Raw genomic sequence first — 20,124 nt, forward strand, 5'->3', positions numbered from 1 at the left:
CGGAAAATATAAATCTGAGTGGCTATTCTTCGGACGATAACATCAGGCGAAGCCGGCCGCCGGCTCCCCAGACGTGACATTGCCAGGCATCGGCGCGCTGGCTGATTTGATTAAGATGGGTGCTGCCCATAGTGCCAAGCGGCACACCGTTACTGAGCTGGATTTGCTGAGTATTGATGTGCAGCGTGGCATTCAGACCGGCTGAGACCAGAATCAGATTTTTCAACTGACGATGATAGTAGCCCACCAGCAGCGGGAACTGACCGTTCAGGTTGGCCTGACGCAACAGCATATTCACCTGGCGCAGCAGACCATTGAGTTCCGGCAGACGCTGCTTTTGCCCGGACAGTTGCTCCTGCAATAAACCGTTAAACAGTGCTCTGAGCAATAATGCAGCCAGCACGCCGTTGTCGCCGGCACGCGTTACGTCCAGGCAATAAAACGCCAGATCTTTGTCCGACAGCGCGGCAATATCCAGCACCAGCCCCGGCTGTTCCGCCATGGTGAGTTGACGATAGTTTATTCGGCAGCTGGCGATGGTTTGCTGGACTGGCGGTTGCAGCTGTTTGAGCAGCTTGGCGGCAGCGAGCGGATCGCGCACCAGGGCATCCCAGTCCTGAAACAGCTGTTCATCTTCTTCCACTTTCGAGGTGAACATCGAAGGATAGAGGCACTCAAACACCGCTTCACGGAAACGTTCCAGGTTTTTTAGCGGCTTGAGCAGCACGTCCTGCACGCCAAGGCGCAGCACGTGGGCGATGTCGGCCATGTTCTGCGTGGCGGAGATGATCAGGATGGGCACGCTATTACCGCGTGTACGAATTCGCTCGACAAACTCAATACCGCCCATACGCGGCATTTCCAGATCGCAAATGACCAGGTCCACCGACTGCGCGGCGAGTAAATTCAGGCCGTCGAGTCCGTCGCCCGCTTCGAACGTGCTGGCTCCAAGGCCAGTTAACAATGTGTCCAGCAATGAACGGAAAACGACCTCATCTTCGACAATGAGTATCTTTTTGCCGATTAGCGGTTTTTCCATTCTCTCCCCCTGCGTACCAGATATTTCAATAGTGGTTCATAAAACGCCGTTGCGCCTTTCAGAATTGGCTGAAGTCACAACCCCCGTGAATGAACAACTGATTATCTGCTACGGACCAGCGGTAATAGTTCATCCATTTTTTTCTCCACGGCGGCCTTGCCTGCCGCAATGGCCTCTTCAGCCCGATGAAAGTCCAGCGTTGAAATCTGCGGACAAAAAGGCTGAATCAGCACATCCGGCGGATCGCCTGCCATACGGTTACGTTTCAGGCGATTTTCCAATACCTGGATTGACGTTGACATAATTTCCATCGCGCCTGGAGACTGGCTGGCGCGCCGATGGGTCAACCCCATCAGACGCTGGCGCAGTTTTTTGCCCCAGCTCAGTGCTTCTGCCGCTGCCGCCTCTTCACCGCTCTGCGGCGTGACCGACAGCAGATCCTGCTGCATCAGGTGCGCATCATGTTGCAGGTCAACGGCAATCACAATGTCAGCGCCCAGCGCGCGGGTTAGCGAAATCGGCACCGGATTGACCACCGCACCATCCACCAGCCAATAACCATTGTAGCCAACCGGAGGCAATAAGCCTGGCATACTACACGATGCACGCACCGCCTGGTGCAAATCCCCTTCGGTCAGCCACAGCTCGCGTCCGGTGCTGAGGTTGGTTGCTACCACGCCAAAGCGCTTATCCGCGTCTTCGATGAGCTCGTTAGGGATCAGCTGACGGATATGGCTAAACACCCGGTCGCCGCGCAGCAGGCCGCCACGCTGCCATGAGAGGTCCATCAGACGGATAACATCCCAGTAGCGAAATGCGCTGACCCACTTCTCCATCAACGCCAGACGGCCGTTGACGTAGGCAGAACCCACCAGTGCGCCGACGGAACAGCCGGCGACGACATCCACCTCAATACCGGCGCGCTCCAGCGCGTTAATGACACCGATATGCGCCCAGCCTTTGGCAGCGCCCGATCCCAGGGCCAGCCCAATCCTGACTTTTCTCATCTCACCTCGTGATCAACCTGATGCGTAGCTTCACGCTGGCCAGTCGGCTAACATAGCGCACACTTTCATTAACTTTAATCACTCTCAGGAGATGATGTGTCCGAAAAGTGCCCCTGCTGCAGCGGAGAGCAGTATAGCCTATGTTGTCAGCCCTTTCTGAACGGGCAACAAACGCCACAGCGCGCTGAACAGTTAATGCGCTCGCGTTACAGCGCTTACGTTAAGCAAAACGCCGCCTGGCTGGTGGAAACCTGGCATCCCAGCCAGCGCGTGGCTGGACTGGAGACGCTATTATCCGAAAGTTTTGCCACCACAGAATGGCTTGGCCTGAATGTAACCCGTTGTAATCACGGAAGCCATGAGAATGAAGCCTTCGTGACTTTTTTTGCGCGTTATCTCGAAAAAGGCCGTACCTGCAGCCTGTATGAATGTTCACGCTTTCTTCGCGAGGATCAACGCTGGTACTATGTCGACGGAACAACGCCGGAATTAGGGCGTAACGATCGCTGTCCTTGTGGCTCCGATAAAAAATACAAAAAATGTTGTGGCTAATCTGGACAGATGCCCAACAGCTTCACCATTCATCGCTTTGACAGGACTCTGATCGAGATGCAAGCGCAAACCATGCAACGAAAAGTTTTACGGACCATTTGCCCCGATGCCAAAGGTCTGATCGCCAAGATCACCAACATTTGCTACAAGCACGAACTGAACATTGTGCAGAACAATGAGTTCGTCGATCACCGTACCGGGCGCTTTTTCATGCGCACAGAGCTGGAAGGCATTTTCAACGACAACACGCTGCTGGCTGACCTCGACAGCGCGCTGCCGACCGGTTCGGTACGTGAGCTGCACAGCGCCGGACGTCGCCGCGTGGTGATTCTGGTCACCAAAGAGGCGCATTGCCTGGGTGATCTGCTGATGAAGAGTGCCTTTGGTGGTCTGGACATGGAAATCGCCGCCGTTATTGGTAACCATGAAACGCTGCGTTCGCTGGTCGAGCGTTTTGACATCCCGTTCGTGCTGGTCAGCCATGAAGGCCTGACGCGCGAAGAGCACGATAACCGCATGGCGGATGAGATCGATCGCTATCAGCCGGATTACGTGGTGCTGGCGAAATACATGCGCGTGCTGACACCGGCGTTTGTGCAGCGTTATCCCAACCAGATCATCAATATTCACCACTCGTTCCTGCCAGCCTTTATTGGCGCCCGTCCTTATCATCAGGCCTATGAGCGCGGCGTGAAGATCATCGGTGCCACAGCGCACTACGTGAACGACAACCTGGATGAAGGCCCGATCATCATGCAGGACGTGATTAACGTCGATCACAGCTATACCGCTGAAGAGATGATGCGTGCCGGACGCGACGTGGAAAAGAATGTACTAAGCCGCGCGCTGTATAAAGTGCTGGGCCAGCGCGTGTTTGTTTACGGCAACCGCACGATCATTCTTTAACCACTGCGGCGCTGATTTGCGCAACTCTTCAGCGCCACGCGTAAAAAGTGGGCAAACGATTGAGTTTTTTACTGCGGGCGCTTTACAGACTGAACGCATTTGGTATGATGCGCCCCGCTTTCAGGCATAAAGATTCAGGCCAGTGGCGGGATTCCCGAGCGGCCAAAGGGAGCAGACTGTAAATCTGCCGTCATCGACTTCGAAGGTTCGAATCCTTCTCCCGCCACCATCTGAATCCATTCTGTGCCTGAATCTTCTGAGCTTCATATCCCTGGCGGGATTCCCGAGCGGCCAAAGGGAGCAGACTGTAAATCTGCCGTCATCGACTTCGAAGGTTCGAATCCTTCTCCCGCCACCATTTCATGCTGCACTCTTCTTCCAGCCAGTCAACAAAGCCAATAAATAACACCTGGAGAAGGATGAGAAGCTTCGACCGAAGGTTCGGGTCGAACGCAGTGAGACAACGCGCGTCAGCGCGGCCCGCAGGGTGAGCCGCTTGCGGCGAATAATCCTTCTCCCGCCACCCTTTCATGCTGCACTTTTCACCAGACCGACATCTGAATTTACGCGATGCCAGGCCGGCATCAATCGCGCCCCTACAGTGATACGGACTCAAGTGTTACCCATGTGACCGGTTTATATTCTCATCGTCCCAGTTGTCGCCCGGATTGTAGGGTGCGCATTAATGCGCACCTGGATATTCACATCAACGCCCCCAGACTGAACGGCATCGCCTGTCTTACCCCGCTATCCTGCGTCTCCCACGACAAATCACCTGCGTTCTGCCTCTCGCTCTTATCGGCACGCTCTTATGACGCAAGCCATGACTTTTGCCGCAAACCTGGTTACCATCGCCGCAACCTTTTGCGACGAAAAATGGCAGCGAAATGAAATTTGTCTCTTTTAACATCAACGGTTTGCGCGCACGCCCTCATCAGCTGGCGGCGCTGGTTGAACAGCATCAACCGGATGTCATCGGCCTGCAGGAAACCAAAGTGCACGATGACATGTTCCCGCTGGAAGAGGTCAGCAAACTCGGTTACAACGTGTTTTATCACGGCCAGAAAGGCCATTACGGCGTGGCGCTGCTGACGAAGACGCAGCCGGTGGCAGTTCGACGCGGTTTTCCCGATGACGGCGAAGATTCCCAGCGACGTCTGATCATGGCAGAAATTCCCAGCCCGATAGGCGATATCACTGTCATCAACGGTTACTTCCCGCAGGGGGAAAGCCGTGACCATCCCATCAAGTTCCCGGCCAAAGAGAAGTTCTATCGCGACCTGCAAAGCTATCTCGAGCAGCAACTGGCGGCCGACAAGCCGGTGCTGATCATGGGCGATATGAACATCAGCAGTACCGACCTGGACATTGGTATTGGTGAAGAGAACCGCAAGCGCTGGCTGCGCACCGGCAAATGCTCTTTCCTGCCGGAAGAGCGCGAGTGGATGGACCGTTTGCTGCAGTGGGGACTGGTCGATACGTGGCGTGAGAAAAACCCGGAAACCGCAGATCGCTTCTCGTGGTTCGACTATCGCTCCAAAGGATTTGATGACAACCGCGGTCTGCGCATCGATCTGCTGCTGGCCAGCCCACCGCTGGCATCACGCTGCATCGACAGCGGCATCGACTACGACATTCGCAGTATGGAAAAGCCGTCCGATCACGCGCCGGTGTGGTCCAGCTTCAAGCTGTAACTGAACAGCGTGGCGCCTGCGCGCCACGCCCGCTTATTTAATGATTTTCCAAATCAGCGGATTGGTACCCAGCACTTTTTCGTCACGCGCACACTGCAGCAGTACGCCCTCTGCTTTCACCACGGCGCCTTCGGAGTAGCTGCGGTTTTCATAGATACAGCACTGCAGGCAGTTGTTCTGCTGACGATTCTGCCCCTGCGTCCACACTTCCGGCGGCATATCCACCACCACATCGGTATTGCCCATTCGCGCGGGCTCCGGCTGGCGATTAGCCAGCGCGGCATGGCTGCACAGCAGCAGCCCACTCAGCAACAGCGTTGCGTAACGCATTATTCCGTCTCCTTCGTTTTGCGCCGGGGCGTTTTGCCTTTACTGCGCGTCTTCGCTCCGGTCGCGGCTAATCCACGAAAAGCCTGCAGCGACGGCCTCTGGCGCGCCTCACCGATCAAACCAATTAAGGTACTGACCAGCGGCTGCATAAACTCATCATAGCGACAGGCTTTTTCACTGATGCGGGTAAGCGTCGACTCCCAGTGCGCCGTCATATCCGGCCGCGCGGCCATCTCAGGTAACGCATGAATCAGCGCCCTGCCCGCCTCGGTTGAGTGAATATAGCGACCTTTTTTCACCAGAAATGTACGGCGGAACAGCAATTCTATGATGCCGGCACGCGTCGCTTCCGTTCCTAAACCATCGGTCGCACGCAGCACTTTCTTTAATTCTTTATCCTGCACAAAGCGGGCAATACCGGTCATGGCCGACAGCAGCGTGGCGTCGGTGAACGGCCGCGGCGGCTGAGTCTGCTTCGCCAGCACCTCACCACGCTCACACAACAGCTCATTGCCTTTACTCACCACCGGCAGCGGCGTGCCGTCATTCTCTTCATCGCGCTCTTTACTGCCCAGCAGCGCACGCCAGCCGGCTTCGGCAAGAAAACGTGCTTTGGCAACGAACTTGCCACCGCCGATATCGAGGTCGATGACGCATTTGCTAAATACCGCGTCAGGACAAAACTGCATCAGATACTGGCGCGCAATCAGAGCGTAAATATTGGCTTCATTGTCGCTCAGGTTCACCTTGCTGGCGCGCGCCGTAGGAATAATGGCATGGTGCGCATCCACTTTTTTATCGTCCCAGCAGCGATTTTTCTGATCCGCATTGAAATCCGCTGGCAGCGACACGTCCGGCTGATGCGCCTGAATGGCGTTCAGCACCGCATGGCGTCCGGCAAAATGTTCATCCGGCAGATAGCGGCTGTCCGAACGCGGATACGTAATCAGCTTATGGGTTTCATACAAACGCTGACAGCAGTCCAGTACCGTCTGGGCACTCAGGCCAAGACGCTTCGCCGCCTCGATTTGCAGGCTGGAGAGGGAAAATGGCAGCGGCGCCGTTTCTGACTCCCGCTTATCGTTGTAGCCGGTAACCCACGCCGGTTTGCCGTTGATACGTTCAAGCACGTGGTCAGCGAGAGGACGATGCAGCAAACGGCCCTCGTCATCCTGCCACGGTTCACAGGCATCGCTGGGGATCCAGCTGGCAACGAAGCGCTCCTCTTTCGGGGTGACGATGTGCGCCTTCACTTCGAAGTAATCCTTCGGCACAAAGTTTTCGATCTCTTCATCGCGCCTCACCACCAGCCCCAGCACCGGCGTCTGAACGCGTCCCACCGAGAGCACGCCGTCGTAACCGGCGTTGCGGCCCAGCAGCGTCCAGGCGCGCGTCATGTTGATGCCATACAGCCAGTCAGCGCGCGCCCGGGCCAGCGCCGAGACACACAATGGAATGAATTCACGGTTCTCGCGCAGACGGCTCACCGCGCGCTCGACCGCCGCAGGGTTGAGGTCGTTAATCAGGCAGCGCTGCACCTGCTGGCGCTTTTCAGCCGGCAGTTGCAGATAATCGAGCACTTCGTCGACCAGCAGTTGTCCTTCGCGATCCGGGTCACCGGCGTGCACCACCACGCTGGCCTGCTGCAGTAAGCCCTCGATCACTTTGAGCTGCTTCGCCACCGACGGGCGCGGCTGCAGGCGCCATTTATCCGGGATGATGGGTAAATCCGCCAGATTCCAGCGCGCATAGCGGCTGTCATAGCTGTCAGGCTGCGCCTGCTCCAGCAGATGCCCGACACACCAGGTTACAACCTGGTCATTACCACAGGCAATATAGCCGTCGCCACGTCGATGCGGTTTGGGTAGCACATCGGCGATGGCGCGTGCCAGACTGGGTTTTTCAGCAATAAACAAACGCATGAATGGCGTCGTTCCTTTACGTCAGGTGACTACAGTAATCAGTGGATGGGCGTGGTCGGCCGGCAGTAGCGAGCCAATTGCCGTGGCCTCAACGCCAGCCTGCGCGGCGCACGCGCGAAACGCCGCAATAGCGTCAGGCTGTACCGCCACCAGCAGTCCGCCGGAAGTTTGCGGATCGCACAGCAGTGCGCGCGTGGCCTCATCCATGGCAGAAATGTGCTCGCCGTAGCTGGCGAAGTTGCGGCTGGTGCCGCCCGGCACCGCGCCGGCAGCAATGTACTGGTCCACGCCGGGCAGACGCGGTACCTGTGCGGCCTGCACGTGCGCGCGCAGGCCGGAGCCCAGACAGATTTCACTCAGGTGCCCCAGCAGACCAAAGCCGGTGACATCGGTCATGGCGCTGACGCCGGGCAGTTTAGCAAATTCCGCGCCTGCGCTATTGAGCTGGCACATCACCTGCGCCGCCAGCGTCTGATGCTCCGCACGCAGCAGCCCTTTTTTCTCTGCGGTAGTCAGAATACCTATGCCCAGCGGTTTGGTGAGAAACAGCTCGCAGCCCGCCTGCGCAGCGCTGTTCTTTTTCACGCGCACCACGTCAACGATGCCGGTAACGGCAAGGCCAAAAATCGGCTCCGGCGCATCGATTGAGTGACCACCCGCCAGCGCGATGCCAGCCGCCTGGCAGGCCGCGCGACCGCCTTCAATCACCTGCTGTGCCACTTTCGCGTCCAGCACATTAACCGGCCAGCCGAGAATAGCGATGGCCATGATCGGTTTGCCGCCCATGGCGTAAACATCACTGATGGCGTTAGTGGCCGCGATACGGCCAAAGGTGTGCGGATCGTCAACGATGGGCATAAAGAAGTCAGTGGTGCTGACCACCGCCGTGCCGTTGCCAAGATCGTACACGGCAGCATCGTCACGGGTTTCATTGCCGACCAGCAGTTGCGGATCGTGAAAGGCAGCCAGTTCGCTGTGCAGAATGGTCTCAAGCACCTGAGGTGAAATTTTACAGCCGCAGCCAGCGCCGTGGCTGTATTGCGTCAAACGAAGCGGTTCGCTCATGGCGGGTTCCTTGTGCGCTGAACAGAGAGGGCTATGTTAGCCTGGCTGCCCGCTGCTGGTAAGCGCTGTCGCCGCTAAGCGCGATCTTTCGCACAGCGACTGTGCAATAAGTGTCGTTGCATGCACCTTGCCGCAGAAACCCGCTGCTGTCTGTCAGAAATAACTGACAAACGCCTCGCTGTCGGGCGCAACCACGGTGGTATTGGCTTTCAGCTGCGGCGTTCCGAGGTAGAGCAAACCCACAATCGCATCCTGCTCGCGGCAGCCAAAGGCGGCGCGTACCTGCGGATGATCGGTCCACGGCCCGCTGCGCCAGATACCGTTAAAGCCCTGCGCGACAGCCGCCATTTGCATCGCCATCACCGCGCAGCCAGCGGACACGACCTGCTCCCAGCGCGGCACTTTAGCGGAGGCTTCGCAGTGTGCGACAACGGTGATGATCATCGGCGCGCGGAACGGTGACGTCCGGGCCTTCTCAATGGCTTTGTCATCCAGCTGGCTGTCACGTGCGGCCTGCTCCAGCAGATGGCTGAAGCGTTCGCGCCCCTCATTTTCAATAATGATGAAGCGCCACGGCTGCAGCGTGCCGTGATCCGGTGCGCGCATACCCGCGTGCAGAATATTCTGCAGCACCTCACCGGCCGGTGCCGGCTCGGTCAGGCGCGACGCTGAACGACGGTTTACCAGTAATTCCAGTGCATCCATCTTGATTCTCCCGTGATTAACAAAGCGTGGGCTAATCCTGGCACAGCGCGATCTTTTGTAACAGTCTGGCGCGATTTCCTGCTGACTTTTCGCACGCTGCTCTTTAGGATGAACCCGACATCGGGGCAGACCGCATACCGGCTGCCCTGGCTACGTGAATATGGAGAGTTTATGCGCACATTGTGGCGAATTATTGCTGGCCTGTTCCGCTGGAGCTGGCGGGTGCTGAATTTTATCCGGGAATTTATCCTGAATCTGTTCCTGATAGTGTTAATTCTGGCCGGCGTCGGCATCTGGCTGCAGCTATCCAGCGCCAGCAGCAGTGAACCGGTGCAGCAGGGTGCGCTGAAAGTCGATCTGAGCGGCGTGCTGGTGGACAAACCGTCGGTCAGCAATCGTCTGAGCCGTATCAGCCGCCAGCTGCTGGGTGCCAGCAGCGATCGTTTGCAAGAAAACTCGTTGTTTGATGTGGTCGATGCGATTCGTCAGGCAAAGAGCGATAAAAATATCACCGGCATGGTGCTGGATCTGCGCGATTTTGCCGGCGGCGATCAGCCTTCGCTGCAGTACGTGGGTAAGGCGCTGCGCGAATTCCGCGACGCGGGCAAACCCATTTTTGCCCTCGGCGACAGCTATAGCCAGGCGCAATACTATCTCGCCAGCTACGCCACAAAGGTCTATCTGTCCCCGCAGGGCACAGTGGATCTGCACGGTTTCGCCACCAACGGCCTGTATTATAAATCCCTGCTGGATAAGCTGAAAGTCAGTTCACACGTGTTCCGTGTCGGCACCTATAAGTCCGCAGTTGAACCTTTCCTGCGTGATGATATGTCGCCGGAAGCGCGCGATGCTGACGGCCGCTGGGTCGGCCAGCTGTGGCAGAACTACCTCAACACGGTGTCCGCCAACCGGCAAATCACGCCGCAGCAGCTGTTCCCGGGGGCTGCGGGCATCATCAGCGGTCTGCAGGCCGTTCAGGGCGATACCGCTAAATATGCCCTGGATAACAAACTGGTGGATGTGCTGGATTCGCGCGCTGCCGCCGATCGCGAGCTGGTGAAAACCTTCGGCTGGGATAAAGCCAGCAATGACTACCGCAACGTCAGCATCTATGACTACAACGTCAAACAACCGACGCAGCAGGATGGCAACATTGCGGTGATTCTCGCCAGTGGCGCCATCATGGACGGCGAAGAGAGCGCCGGTAACGTCGGTGGCGACACCACCGCTGCGCAAATCCGTGACGCCCGCCTCGACGACAAAATCAAAGCCATCGTGCTGCGCGTCAACAGCCCGGGCGGCAGCGTAACGGCCTCTGAAGCCATCCGCGAAGAGCTGGCGGCGGCGCACAATGCTGGTAAGCCGGTGGTGGTGTCGATGGGCGGCATGGCGGCATCGGGCGGCTACTGGATCTCCACGCCGGCCGACTACATCGTCGCTGCGCCGAGCACCCTGACCGGGTCGATCGGCATCTTCGGCGTGATCAATACGGTGGAAAATAGCCTGAGCAGCATCGGCGTGCACAGCGATGGCGTTGCCACCTCGCCGCTGGCGGATGTGTCGACCACCAAAGCGCTGCCGACTGAAGTGCAGCAGCTGATGCAGCTGACCATTGAAAACGGTTATCGCAACTTTGTCGGTCTGGTCGCGGCGTCACGCCATAAAACGCCACAGCAGATTGATGCCATTGCGCAGGGTCACGTCTGGACCGGTAGCGATGCCAAAGCCAACGGGCTGGTGGATGCGCTGGGCGACTTCGACGATGCGGTGGCCAAAGCCGCCGAGCTGGCGAAGGTCGCGAAACCTGAACTGAGCTGGTATCAGGACGATCCGGGGATGATCGACCTGCTGCTTAACCAGATGAATGCGTCGGCGCAGGCCGTGCTGCCGGCCGCGCTGAAAGTGTGGCTGCCGGCACCGGTCAGCGAAGTGATGGGCGCGCTGCAGGCGCAGCCGGGCCTGATGAATAATCTCAACGATCCGCAAAACCGTTACGCGTTCTGCCTGACCTGCGGCAACGTACGCTAATCTTTACAGCCCGGCCGCTGGTCGGGCTGCTTTTCCCCGCTAATCCCCTTATACTGCGCGTTTTACGGCAAGTCTGAGTCCATTCATGCAAAAGAAAAATATCTATGTAGCCTACACGGGCGGGACCATCGGTATGCAACGCTCCGCGCAGGGTTACATTCCGGTCTCTGGCCATCTGCAGCAGCAGCTGGCGATGATGCCAGAGTTTCACCGTCCGGAAATGCCGGATTTCACCATCCACGAATACCATCCGCTGATTGACTCCTCGGATATGACGCCGCAGGACTGGCAGTCAATCGCTGACGACATCCAGCTGAACTACGATCGCTATGACGGTTTCGTCATTCTGCATGGCACCGATACCATGGCGTTCACCGCGTCGGCGCTGTCGTTCATGCTGGAGAACCTGGCCAAGCCGGTGATCGTCACCGGGTCGCAGATCCCGCTGGCCGAGCTGCGCTCAGACGGTCAGCAAAATTTGCTGAACTCGCTGTATGTCGCGGCCAACTATCCGATTAATGAAGTGGCGCTGTTCTTCAACAACACACTGTTTCGCGGTAACCGCACCACCAAAGCCCACGCCGACGGCTTTAATGCGTTTGCTTCACCGAACCTGTCGCCGCTGCTGGAAGCAGGCATCCACATTCGCCGTCTCAATACGCCGCCGGCACCGCGCGGCAGCGGTGAGCTGATCGTCCATCCGATCACTCCTCAGCCGATTGGCGTGGTGACCATTTATCCGGGCATCTCTGCCGACGTGGTGCGCAATTTCCTGCGTCAGCCGGTGAAAGCGCTGATTCTGCGCTCTTACGGTGTGGGCAACGCGCCACAAAACGCCGAGTTTCTTGCCGAACTGCAGCAGGCCAGCGAGCGCGGCATTGTGGTGGTGAACCTGACGCAGTGCATGTCCGGCAAGGTCAATATGGGCGGTTACGCCACCGGCAACGCACTGGAACACGCCGGCGTGATCAGTGGTTTTGATCTGACCGTCGAGGCCACCCTGACTAAACTGCACTTTTTGTTAAGCCAGAACCTCACCAGCGCTGAAATTCGTGCCAAAATGCAGCAGAATTTACGTGGCGAACTGACCGAAGACTGATACGGAGCAAAATCCCATGAAGCGGGCATTGATAATCATCGATATTCAGAACGATTTTTGCCCCGGCGGCCCGATGGCCGTGCGTGAAGGTGACCAGACGGTTGCCGTTGCTAATCGCTATGCACGCGAATTCCGCGCGCGCGGTGAATGCGTGGTGGCGTTGCAGGACTGGCATCCAGCTAATCACGGCAGCTTTGCCTCGGTCTCTGGCGAGCCGGTGTATACGCTCGGTGAACTGAATGGCCTGGCGCAGATCTGGTGGCCGGATCACGGCGTGCAGCATTCACACGGCGCGGATTTCCATCCGGATCTCGATCGCAGTCTGATTGATGCGGTGTTCCATAAAGGCGGCGATGTGGATGTAGATAGCTACAGCGCCTTTTTCGATAACGGGCACCGCCGCAAAACCGAGCTCGACAGCTGGCTGCGCGAGCGCGGCATTACTCATCTGGTGATGCTCGGCCTGGCGACCGATTATTGCGTTAAGTACAGCGTGCTGGATGCGCTGGAACTGGGATATCACGTTGAGGTGGTGCAGGAAGGCTGCCGGGGCGTCAATCTCAATCCGGACGACAGCGAGATCGCGATCGCACAGATGCAGGCGCAGGGTGCGGTCATTATCTGAAAATCAGGGCTGGAACTTTCCAGCCCTGCGGCTATTTAATGCAGGTTAATGCGCGTCACGTCGGACTCGATTCCCCACTCTTCCTTCAGCTGTTTTTTCGACTTCATCACCATCTCGCCGCCTTTACCGATGGTCATGTGCTGCGGTTCGTCGTTGTGGCGCGCCTGCCACAGCATCACCAGCTGCAGACAGTTATCTTTCTGATCCTGCGTCAGCGCCACGCCGTCTGGCCACTTGCCGGTTTCCACCGCGCTGGCGAGGCGCTCGTAGACTTCCGGCGTCATCGCCGCCAGCATTGCTTCCAGTTCCTGCTTCATGCTCAGCCCTCGTGCTGATTGCCCTGCTCGTCGGTAAAGTTCAGCGACGCTGAGTTGACACAATAGCGCTCACCGGTTGGCTGCGGGCCATCCGGGAAGACGTGGCCCAGATGGGCGTCGCAGTTACCGCAGCGGATTTCGACGCGGTGCATACCGTGTGAGTCATCTTCAAGATAGCGGATAGCTTCATCGTTATACGGCTGGTAAAAGCTCGGCCAGCCGCAGCCGGAGTCATACTTGGTTTCGGAGAGAAACAGCGGTGCGTTGCAGACCAGGCAGTGATAGATGCCCTCCTGCTTGTTGTGCAACAGCGCGCCGGTGAAAGGCGGTTCGGTTCCACGATGCTGAGTGACGTAGCGCTGCATTTCCGACAGCTGGGCAATTTTTGCCTCGGGTGCGGTGTCTTTAGCCATTTTGAGTTCCGGAGTGTCATTCTGTAAAAATCGTCTAGTATTCTAACAAACGAACAACATCTTCCGGGTCTTTTTTCGTGCGGATGCTTTTGCCCCGACCAGCACTGCGCAATTTTGTGATGACGATCACTCTTTGCAACAGTCATCCCTTTTTAGTCTGCATTCGGCGTAAGATAGGTGCGCAATAAGGGCGCTGCGCAAGCGTTTGCGCACCCAATTATTCCTGGCGCTGGAATTGACCTGTCGCAACAATTGACACGATTCCGCTTGACGCCTGGTAAGGTTTTTGTAATTTTACAGCCAACCTTTTATTCACTAACAAATAGCTGGTGGAATATATGACTATCAAAGTAGGTATCAACGGTTTTGGCCGTATCGGTCGCATCGTTTTCCGTGCTGCTCAGCAGCGTTCTGACATCGAAATCGTCGCGATCAACGACCTGCTCGACGCCGATTACATGGCTTACATGCTGAAGTATGACTCTACACACGGTCGTTTCGACGGCACCGTAGAAGTGAAAGATGGCGCGCTGATCGTTAACGGTAAAAAAATCCGTGTTACCGCTGAGAAAGACCCGGCTAACCTGAAATGGGACGAAGTGGGCGTTGACGTTGTTGCTGAAGCAACCGGTATCTTCCTGACCGACGAAACCGCACGTAAACACATCACTGCCGGCGCGAAGAAAGTGGTTCTGACTGGCCCGTCTAAAGATGACACCCCAATGTTCGTTCGTGGTGCCAACTTCGACAAATATGCCGGCCAGGACATCGTGTCTAACGCTTCCTGCACCACCAACTGCCTGGCTCCGCTGGCTAAAGTGATCAACGACAAGTTCGGTATCGTTGAAGGTCTGATGACCACTGTTCACGCCACCACTGCCACCCAGAAAACCGTTGATGGCCCGTCTCACAAAGACTGGCGCGGCGGCCGCGGTGCAGCACAGAACATCATTCCATCTTCAACTGGCGCAGCAAAAGCAGTAGGCAAAGTTCTGCCAGAGCTGAACGGTAAACTGACCGGTATGGCGTTCCGCGTACCAACGCCAAACGTGTCTGTGGTTGACCTGACTGTTCGTCTGGAAAAACCAGCGTCTTACAAAGACATCTGTGCAGCCATCAAAGCCGCTGCTGAAGGTGACATGAAAGACGTGCTGGGCTACATCGAAGACGACGTGGTTTCTACCGACTTCAACGGCGAAACCCTGACTTCCGTGTTCGACGCGAAAGCTGGTATCGCTCTGAACGACAACTTTGTGAAACTGGTTTCCTGGTACGATAACGAAACCGGTTACTCCAACAAGGTTCTGGATCTGATTGCACTGGTTGCTGCTAAGTAAGCTAACCGGCTAAACAGACAAGGGGTGACTTCGGTCGCCCCTTTTTTTTCGATTGGATGAGAGAAGGTCTGACAATGCACAATTCGCTCTTTAACTTGCCCGTGGTGACGCAGATCACCCCTTACCTGTCGCAGCGTCAGATGGGTGAATTGCCGATTCTGGTGATCAGCCATCCGAAAGTACGCGCCGCCATTGCCCTGCAGGGTGCGCACCTGCTGGCATGGCAGCCGGCCGGTCAGCAGCCCGCCATCTGGCTCAGCGACAAGACGCCGTTCGTCAGCGGCAAAGCCATTCGCGGCGGCGTGCCGGTCTGCTGGCCGTGGTTTGGTCCGGCAGGTGAACCTGCGCATGGCTTTGCCCGCAATCAGCCGTGGACGCTGACGGCGCATGATGAGAACGAAGATGCGGTCATGCTGACGTTCACGCTGGAAAGTAATGCACAAACGAAAAAACTGTGGCCGCACGACTTCACGCTGCTGGCGCGCTTCCGCATTGCTGAACACTGTGAGATTGAGCTGGAAGCCTGGGGCGAATATGAAGCCACTGCCGCGCTGCACAGCTATTTTCAGGTGGCGGACATTGCGCAGGTTGAAGTCAGCGGGCTCGGCAACAGCTACATCGATAAGGTGCAGGACAATGCCATCGGCAGCGCAGCGGACGGGAAACAAACTTATCCCGATCGGGTTGATCGCATTCATACCGCAGCGGAAGACTGCAGCGTGATTCACGATCGCGCCGGTAAGCGCCAGATTGAAGTGTACCATCACTATCAAAGTGACGTTGTCACCTGGAACCCCGGCCCGGAACTGTCCTGCAGCATGGCCGATATGCCTAATGATGGTTATAAAACGATGGTATGCGTGGAGACGGCGCGGATTAACAAGCCGATGAAAAGTGCCGGAGAAACCCCTGCCCGCCTTGGCGTCACGCTGAGAATCCGCAATAAGTAATGCTGAACGGCGCGCACGCGCCGTTTACACCACATCCAGCGCCAGTTTGTGCTGCGGCGGCGGAAAAGCGCGATCCAGCAGCGACAGCTCATCGCTGGTCAGGGTGATATTCAGGGCCGCCGCATTCTCCTGCACGTGCGCTACGCTGCCCGCCTTGGGAATGGCCATGACGCCCGGCTGGCGAATCACCCAGCTCAGCAGCAACTGAGCGATGCTGATGCCCTTCTGTTGTGCAATCTGCTGCAGAGTTGCATCGTCAAACAGCGCCTGACGCAGCCGTCCGGCCTGCGCCAGCGGACAGTAAGCCATGACGGGCGTATGGTGCTGCTGACAGAGCGGCAGTAAATCAAATTCAATGCCGCGCGAAGCCAGATGGTACAGCACCTGATTAGTCGCGCAGCCCATCCCTCCGGCTTCACTCCACAGCTCCTGCAGATCGTCGCTATCAAAATTGGAGACGCCCCAGTGGCGGATTTTGCCCTGCTGCTGCAGCGTTTGCATGGCGCGCACGGTCTCTTCCAGCGGTACATTACCGCGCCAGTGCAAAAGATAAAGATCGAGATAGTCCGTCTGCAGACGGCGCAGACTGCGCTCACAGGCGTCAATCGCATCGACCTCACCGGCGTTCCACGGGTAAACTTTTGATACCAGCCAGGCTTGATCGCGCCGTCCGCGCAGCGCTGCGCCGACAACCTCTTCCGCGCCGCCTTCGGCATACATCTCAGCGGTATCGATCAGTTTCAGTCCGGCGTCCAGTCCAGCCTGCAGCGCAGCGATTTCCTGCGCCCGCTGTGCCGGATTTTCGCCCATATACCAGGTGCCCTGGCCGATAGCCGGTAACGGCGTATCGTCGTTAAACTGAATCGTCTTCATCTCACCTCCTGTTGCGCCATTACGGGGCGCAATATTGGTGCAAGGTAACAAAAAAGCCTCATTATGAGGCGTTCGTGCGGTCATCAGAAGCTGTAGCTGACGCCGGTCCACAGCGTAAACTGACCGTCTTTATCCACCATTGGACTGTCTTTAATTTCACTGGCGAAGCGGGTGTAACGGCCTGACAGGCTGGCGTTCCAGCTCTCGCTGATCTGGTAGCTGGCGTTCATCTCGACGTAAGGCGACCAGCTGTCGTCCGGGTGATAGCGATCAATACCGGTACGCGCGCTTTCGTGGCCGGAAACGCCGTAGTAATAGCGGTTTTGGTTGGCACTGTTCCACATTGCGCCAATGCCCGGCGTCAGGCTGAACGCGCCGAAATCAAAGCGGTACAGGTAGGTCAGGTCCCAAATCATGCCGTTGCTGTTATTCAGCACATCGCCCAGCAGCGCGGTACGCACAATCCCCCAGTCAGCAACGTGACGATAAGTCGCGCCGGCCATCAGCGTCATGCGACGCTTGTCCAGCCCTTTCATGTCGCCCAGATCGTTATCTTTCGGGTCATACTGCTGCGGCGAGCCCAGCAGCGTTAACGACAGCTGATTCTGCGGGTCTTTCCACAGGTAATAACCGCCCTGCAGGCTGCGGAACCAAAAGTTTTCCCCCTCATAATTGATGACCGGGATCGGCAGATAACGGTCCTGGCCGCCGCGGTACGGCGACTGGGCATAAATAACCGAAGCCCCAAGTGACAAGGGTTCAGCGTAAGTGCTGAACGCCGCAAAATAGCAAGGACACATCAGAGCAAGCGCTTTAAGTTTGAAATGGTTCACAATTTATTCATTCCATTAATATAACAATCACACGCAGAGTCTAACCAAATTTTGCCACTGGTTTAACTTTTAATGTTGATTTCCTTTTTATCCTGTCAGACGCGTCTGAGACGCAGCGCACCTGTTGCCGCAAGGGCGTGACGGCCTTAGCGCTTATGAGACTTTGTTATTGATATATCGCTAAATAAGGAGAAAAGACGGAGCAATTTTTCTGATTGCCTTCTACAGTAAAAGTAAGACGAGAATTTTTTGTACGAGCAGAGTAACCATAAGAATTGTGAATCCCGATAAAAAATCGTCAGGTTGGCATAAGGGTTGCTGTACTCAATAAAGAATATCTTCCGGGAGCTGCAAGAGCATCTTATTACGCTCCTTTACCTGTGCTAAAAACGAAAGGACGGGCATTGCTATGAATATATTCGATCACTATCGTCAGCGTTATGAAGCTGCCAAGGACGAAGAGTTCACACTGCAGGAATTCCTCACCATCTGTAAGCAGGATCGCAGTGCATACGCCAACGCGGCAGAACGACTATTGATGGCCATCGGTGAGCCTGTGATGGTCGATACTGCCCAGGAGCCTCGCCTTTCCCGTATCTTCTCGAACCGCGTCATCGGACGCTACCCGGCCTTTGAAGAGTTTTACGGTATGGAGGAAGCGATTGAGCAAATCGTCTCCTACCTGAAACACGCCGCGCAGGGGCTGGAGGAGAAGAAACAGATTCTGTACCTGCTCGGCCCGGTGGGCGGCGGTAAATCCTCGCTGGCCGAACGGCTTAAAGCGCTGATGCAGCGCGTGCCAATCTATGTGCTGAGTGCCGACGGTGAACGCAGCCCGGTCAATGACCATCCGCTGTGCCTGTTTAATCCGCAGGAAGACGCCAATATTCTGGAAAAAGAGTACGGCGTACCGCGGCGTTACCTCGGCACCATCATGTCGCCGTGGGCGGCAAAACGGTTGCATGACTTTGGCGGCGACATCACCCGCTTCAAAGTGGTGAAAGTGTGGCCGTCGATTCTGGAACAGCTGGCTATCGCCAAAACCGAACCGGGTGATGAGAACAACCAGGATATTTCAGCGCTGGTGGGTAAAGTGGATATCCGTAAGCTGGAAAACCACGCGCAGAACGATCCGGATGCCTACGGCTATTCAGGTGCGCTGTGCCGCGCCAACCAGGGCATCATGGAATTCGTGGAGATGTTCAAAGCACCCATTAAAGTGCTGCATCCGCTGCTGACCGCCACTCAGGAAGGTAACTATAACGGTACCGAAGGGATTTCCGCCCTGCCGTTTAACGGCATCATTCTGGCGCACTCCAACGAATCAGAGTGGGTGACATTCCGTAACAACAAAAACAACGAAGCTTTCCTTGACCGCGTATACATCGTGAAGGTGCCATACTGCCTGCGCGTGTCCGAGGAGATCAAAATTTATGAAAAACTGCTCAACCACAGTGAGCTAACCACCGCGCCTTGCGCACCCGGCACGCTGGAAACGCTGGCACGTTTCTCGATTCTGTCGCGCCTGAAAGAGCCAGAAAACTCCAGCATCTACTCGAAGATGCGCGTCTATGACGGTGAAAGCCTGAAAGACACCGACCCGAAAGCGAAATCGTGGCAGGAGTATCACGATTACGCCGGTGTGGATGAAGGCATGAACGGCCTGTCGACCCGCTTCGCGTTTAAAATTCTGTCACGCGTGTTTAACTTCGACCATGCCGAAGTAGCGGCTAACCCGGTGCACCTGTTTTACGTGCTGGAACAGCAGATCGAGCGCGAGCAGTTCCCGCAGGATCAGGCGGAGAAGTATCTGGAACATCTGAAAGGCTATCTGATTCCGAAATATGCGGAGTTCATTGGCAAAGAGATTCAGACCGCTTACCTTGAATCCTATTCGGAGTATGGTCAGAACATCTTCGACCGCTACGTCACTTACGCGGATTTCTGGATTCAGGATCAGGAGTACCGCGATCCGGATACCGGCCAGCTGTTCGATCGTGAATCACTCAACGCCGAGCTGGAAAAGATTGAGAAACCTGCCGGGATCAGTAACCCGAAAGATTTCCGTAACGAGATTGTCAACTTTGTGCTGCGCGCACGGGCACAGAATAACGGACGCAATCCAAACTGGACCAGCTACGAAAAACTGCGCACGGTGATCGAGAAGAAAATGTTCTCCAACACCGAGGAGTTGTTGCCGGTGATTTCGTTCAACACCAAAACATCCACGGACGAACAGAAAAAACACGACGATTTTGTCGATCGCATGATGGAAAAAGGCTATACCCGCAAGCAGGTGCGTCTGCTGTGTGAATGGTATCTGCGCGTGCGCAAATCGTCATAATCGACAGCGGTAAGCTACGCGGCATCCACATGCCGCCTGAGGAGGCCGGACCCGTTCCGGCCTGGCTTACAGCGTAGTTTGGGGG

The 20,124-nt window shown here is 56.5% G+C and carries 19 protein-coding genes, 2 tRNA genes and 1 other RNA gene; 12 read left to right on the forward strand and 10 right to left on the reverse strand.

Going from position 1 to position 20,124, the window contains the following annotated elements; all coding sequences use genetic code 11:
- Nucleotides 1-22: 22 nt before the first annotated feature.
- Nucleotides 23-1,039, reverse strand: a complete 1,017-nt coding sequence (rssB, locus tag KOL70_RS05845; RefSeq protein ID WP_021510075.1) for a two-component system response regulator RssB — start codon at nucleotides 1,037-1,039, stop codon at nucleotides 23-25.
- Nucleotides 1,040-1,140: 101 nt separating this feature from the next.
- A complete protein-coding gene (gene rssA / locus KOL70_RS05850) occupies nucleotides 1,141-2,046 on the reverse strand; it encodes a patatin-like phospholipase RssA (RefSeq protein ID WP_021510074.1) in 906 nt (301 codons plus the stop codon).
- Nucleotides 2,047-2,142: 96 nt separating this feature from the next.
- Between rssA and KOL70_RS05855 the strand changes: the two genes are divergently transcribed.
- The 6 genes from KOL70_RS05855 to xthA all read left to right on the forward strand — a co-directional run bounded on the left by KOL70_RS05855 (nucleotide 2,143) and on the right by xthA (nucleotide 5,198).
- Complete coding sequence (locus KOL70_RS05855) at nucleotides 2,143-2,598, forward strand: YchJ family protein (RefSeq protein ID WP_040679954.1); 456 nt, start codon at nucleotides 2,143-2,145, stop codon at nucleotides 2,596-2,598.
- A 57-nt stretch (nucleotides 2,599-2,655) separates the two neighbouring features.
- Entirely contained in the window at nucleotides 2,656-3,504 is an 849-nt protein-coding gene (gene purU / locus KOL70_RS05860; RefSeq protein ID WP_031280214.1) for a formyltetrahydrofolate deformylase, read from the forward strand.
- 144 nt (nucleotides 3,505-3,648) lie between these two features.
- Nucleotides 3,649-3,733, forward strand: a tRNA-Tyr gene (locus KOL70_RS05865).
- A 44-nt stretch (nucleotides 3,734-3,777) separates the two neighbouring features.
- Nucleotides 3,778-3,862: transfer RNA gene (locus tag KOL70_RS05870), tRNA-Tyr, on the forward strand.
- Between the two features lie 40 nt (nucleotides 3,863-3,902).
- Nucleotides 3,903-4,030, forward strand: a non-coding RNA gene (locus KOL70_RS05875) — RtT sRNA.
- Between the two features lie 361 nt (nucleotides 4,031-4,391).
- Nucleotides 4,392-5,198 carry an exodeoxyribonuclease III gene (xthA, locus tag KOL70_RS05880; protein ID WP_058771257.1) on the forward strand — a complete coding sequence of 269 codons (807 nt, stop codon included), beginning with the start codon at nucleotides 4,392-4,394 and terminating at the stop codon, nucleotides 5,196-5,198.
- Nucleotides 5,199-5,231: 33 nt separating this feature from the next.
- On the opposite strand, the gene KOL70_RS05885 is transcribed toward xthA, so the two are convergent.
- The 4 genes from KOL70_RS05885 to KOL70_RS05900 all read right to left on the reverse strand — a co-directional run bounded on the left by KOL70_RS05885 (nucleotide 5,232) and on the right by KOL70_RS05900 (nucleotide 9,220).
- Complete coding sequence (locus KOL70_RS05885) at nucleotides 5,232-5,528, reverse strand: YnjH family protein (protein WP_021510070.1); 297 nt, start codon at nucleotides 5,526-5,528, stop codon at nucleotides 5,232-5,234.
- The gene (locus KOL70_RS05890; protein ID WP_132462427.1) at nucleotides 5,528-7,450 is read right to left on the reverse strand and encodes a DNA topoisomerase III; all 1,923 of its coding nucleotides are present in this window, start codon (nucleotides 7,448-7,450) and stop codon (nucleotides 5,528-5,530) included. The genes KOL70_RS05885 and KOL70_RS05890 overlap by 1 nt, the downstream gene beginning before the upstream one ends.
- A 21-nt stretch (nucleotides 7,451-7,471) precedes the next feature.
- A complete protein-coding gene (gene selD, locus KOL70_RS05895) occupies nucleotides 7,472-8,515 on the reverse strand; it encodes a selenide, water dikinase SelD (protein WP_132462425.1) in 1,044 nt (347 codons plus the stop codon).
- Between the two features lie 153 nt (nucleotides 8,516-8,668).
- Nucleotides 8,669-9,220 (reverse strand): NAD(P)H nitroreductase, encoded by a 552-nt coding sequence (locus KOL70_RS05900; RefSeq protein WP_215480357.1) that lies wholly within the window; start codon nucleotides 9,218-9,220, stop codon nucleotides 8,669-8,671.
- 171 nt (nucleotides 9,221-9,391) lie between these two features.
- Here KOL70_RS05900 and sppA point away from each other — a divergent pair, with 171 nt between their 5' ends.
- From sppA to pncA, 3 genes are all read left to right on the forward strand, one after another.
- Nucleotides 9,392-11,248 (forward strand): signal peptide peptidase SppA, encoded by a 1,857-nt coding sequence (gene sppA / locus KOL70_RS05905; RefSeq protein WP_215480358.1) that lies wholly within the window; start codon nucleotides 9,392-9,394, stop codon nucleotides 11,246-11,248.
- Nucleotides 11,249-11,333: 85 nt separating this feature from the next.
- A complete protein-coding gene (gene ansA, locus KOL70_RS05910) occupies nucleotides 11,334-12,347 on the forward strand; it encodes an asparaginase (protein ID WP_058757717.1) in 1,014 nt (337 codons plus the stop codon).
- Between the two features lie 16 nt (nucleotides 12,348-12,363).
- The gene (gene pncA / locus KOL70_RS05915; protein WP_058757718.1) at nucleotides 12,364-12,972 is read left to right on the forward strand and encodes a bifunctional nicotinamidase/pyrazinamidase; all 609 of its coding nucleotides are present in this window, start codon (nucleotides 12,364-12,366) and stop codon (nucleotides 12,970-12,972) included.
- A 35-nt stretch (nucleotides 12,973-13,007) separates the two neighbouring features.
- On the opposite strand, the gene KOL70_RS05920 is transcribed toward pncA, so the two are convergent.
- Together KOL70_RS05920 and msrB are read right to left on the reverse strand one after the other, a co-directional pair.
- Complete coding sequence (locus KOL70_RS05920) at nucleotides 13,008-13,289, reverse strand: YeaC family protein (protein WP_058774606.1); 282 nt, start codon at nucleotides 13,287-13,289, stop codon at nucleotides 13,008-13,010.
- Between the two features lie 2 nt (nucleotides 13,290-13,291).
- Nucleotides 13,292-13,702 carry a peptide-methionine (R)-S-oxide reductase MsrB gene (msrB, locus tag KOL70_RS05925; RefSeq protein WP_021510062.1) on the reverse strand — a complete coding sequence of 137 codons (411 nt, stop codon included), beginning with the start codon at nucleotides 13,700-13,702 and terminating at the stop codon, nucleotides 13,292-13,294.
- A 338-nt stretch (nucleotides 13,703-14,040) separates the two neighbouring features.
- Here msrB and gapA point away from each other — a divergent pair, with 338 nt between their 5' ends.
- Nucleotides 14,041-15,039, forward strand: coding sequence for a glyceraldehyde-3-phosphate dehydrogenase (gene gapA / locus KOL70_RS05930; RefSeq protein WP_021510061.1), 999 nt, complete (start codon nucleotides 14,041-14,043; stop codon nucleotides 15,037-15,039).
- Between the two features lie 74 nt (nucleotides 15,040-15,113).
- Nucleotides 15,114-15,989, forward strand: coding sequence for a D-hexose-6-phosphate mutarotase (locus KOL70_RS05935; RefSeq protein ID WP_132462421.1), 876 nt, complete (start codon nucleotides 15,114-15,116; stop codon nucleotides 15,987-15,989).
- A gap of 24 nt (nucleotides 15,990-16,013) precedes the next feature.
- Here KOL70_RS05935 and KOL70_RS05940 read toward each other — a convergent pair whose 3' ends face one another.
- Together KOL70_RS05940 and KOL70_RS05945 are read right to left on the reverse strand one after the other, a co-directional pair.
- A complete protein-coding gene (locus KOL70_RS05940; RefSeq protein WP_132462419.1) occupies nucleotides 16,014-16,862 on the reverse strand; it encodes an aldo/keto reductase in 849 nt (282 codons plus the stop codon).
- Between the two features lie 83 nt (nucleotides 16,863-16,945).
- A complete protein-coding gene (locus tag KOL70_RS05945; RefSeq protein ID WP_059009705.1) occupies nucleotides 16,946-17,695 on the reverse strand; it encodes a MipA/OmpV family protein in 750 nt (249 codons plus the stop codon).
- A 409-nt stretch (nucleotides 17,696-18,104) separates the two neighbouring features.
- Here KOL70_RS05945 and yeaG point away from each other — a divergent pair, with 409 nt between their 5' ends.
- Nucleotides 18,105-20,039 carry a protein kinase YeaG gene (yeaG, locus tag KOL70_RS05950; RefSeq protein WP_021510057.1) on the forward strand — a complete coding sequence of 645 codons (1,935 nt, stop codon included), beginning with the start codon at nucleotides 18,105-18,107 and terminating at the stop codon, nucleotides 20,037-20,039.
- Nucleotides 20,040-20,124 lie beyond the last annotated feature (85 nt).

The sequence above is a fragment of the Pantoea sp. B270 genome (genome assembly GCF_018726825.1).
In the GTDB taxonomy this organism is placed as follows: Bacteria; Pseudomonadota; Gammaproteobacteria; order Enterobacterales; family Enterobacteriaceae; genus Pantoea; species Pantoea dispersa.

Excerpts from the sequence above, each read along its gene's own strand:
- rssA (WP_021510074.1), bottom strand. The coding sequence starts at position 2,046 with ATGAGAAAAGTCAGGATTGGGCTGGCCCTGGGATCGGGCGCTGCCAAA.
- yeaG (WP_021510057.1), top strand. The coding sequence starts at position 18,105 with ATGAATATATTCGATCACTATCGTCAGCGTTATGAAGCTGCCAAGGAC.
- sppA (WP_215480358.1), top strand. The coding sequence starts at position 9,392 with ATGCGCACATTGTGGCGAATTATTGCTGGCCTGTTCCGCTGGAGCTGG.
- ansA (WP_058757717.1), top strand. The coding sequence starts at position 11,334 with ATGCAAAAGAAAAATATCTATGTAGCCTACACGGGCGGGACCATCGGT.
- KOL70_RS05890 (WP_132462427.1), bottom strand. The coding sequence starts at position 7,450 with ATGCGTTTGTTTATTGCTGAAAAACCCAGTCTGGCACGCGCCATCGCC.
- KOL70_RS05920 (WP_058774606.1), bottom strand. The coding sequence starts at position 13,289 with ATGAAGCAGGAACTGGAAGCAATGCTGGCGGCGATGACGCCGGAAGTC.
- xthA (WP_058771257.1), top strand. The coding sequence starts at position 4,392 with ATGAAATTTGTCTCTTTTAACATCAACGGTTTGCGCGCACGCCCTCAT.
- KOL70_RS05935 (WP_132462421.1), top strand. The coding sequence starts at position 15,114 with ATGCACAATTCGCTCTTTAACTTGCCCGTGGTGACGCAGATCACCCCT.
- pncA (WP_058757718.1), top strand. The coding sequence starts at position 12,364 with ATGAAGCGGGCATTGATAATCATCGATATTCAGAACGATTTTTGCCCC.
- KOL70_RS05885 (WP_021510070.1), bottom strand. The coding sequence starts at position 5,528 with ATGCGTTACGCAACGCTGTTGCTGAGTGGGCTGCTGCTGTGCAGCCAT.
- KOL70_RS05940 (WP_132462419.1), bottom strand. The coding sequence starts at position 16,862 with ATGAAGACGATTCAGTTTAACGACGATACGCCGTTACCGGCTATCGGC.
- KOL70_RS05900 (WP_215480357.1), bottom strand. The coding sequence starts at position 9,220 with ATGGATGCACTGGAATTACTGGTAAACCGTCGTTCAGCGTCGCGCCTG.
- selD (WP_132462425.1), bottom strand. The coding sequence starts at position 8,515 with ATGAGCGAACCGCTTCGTTTGACGCAATACAGCCACGGCGCTGGCTGC.
- gapA (WP_021510061.1), top strand. The coding sequence starts at position 14,041 with ATGACTATCAAAGTAGGTATCAACGGTTTTGGCCGTATCGGTCGCATC.
- rssB (WP_021510075.1), bottom strand. The coding sequence starts at position 1,039 with ATGGAAAAACCGCTAATCGGCAAAAAGATACTCATTGTCGAAGATGAG.
- msrB (WP_021510062.1), bottom strand. The coding sequence starts at position 13,702 with ATGGCTAAAGACACCGCACCCGAGGCAAAAATTGCCCAGCTGTCGGAA.
- purU (WP_031280214.1), top strand. The coding sequence starts at position 2,656 with ATGCAAGCGCAAACCATGCAACGAAAAGTTTTACGGACCATTTGCCCC.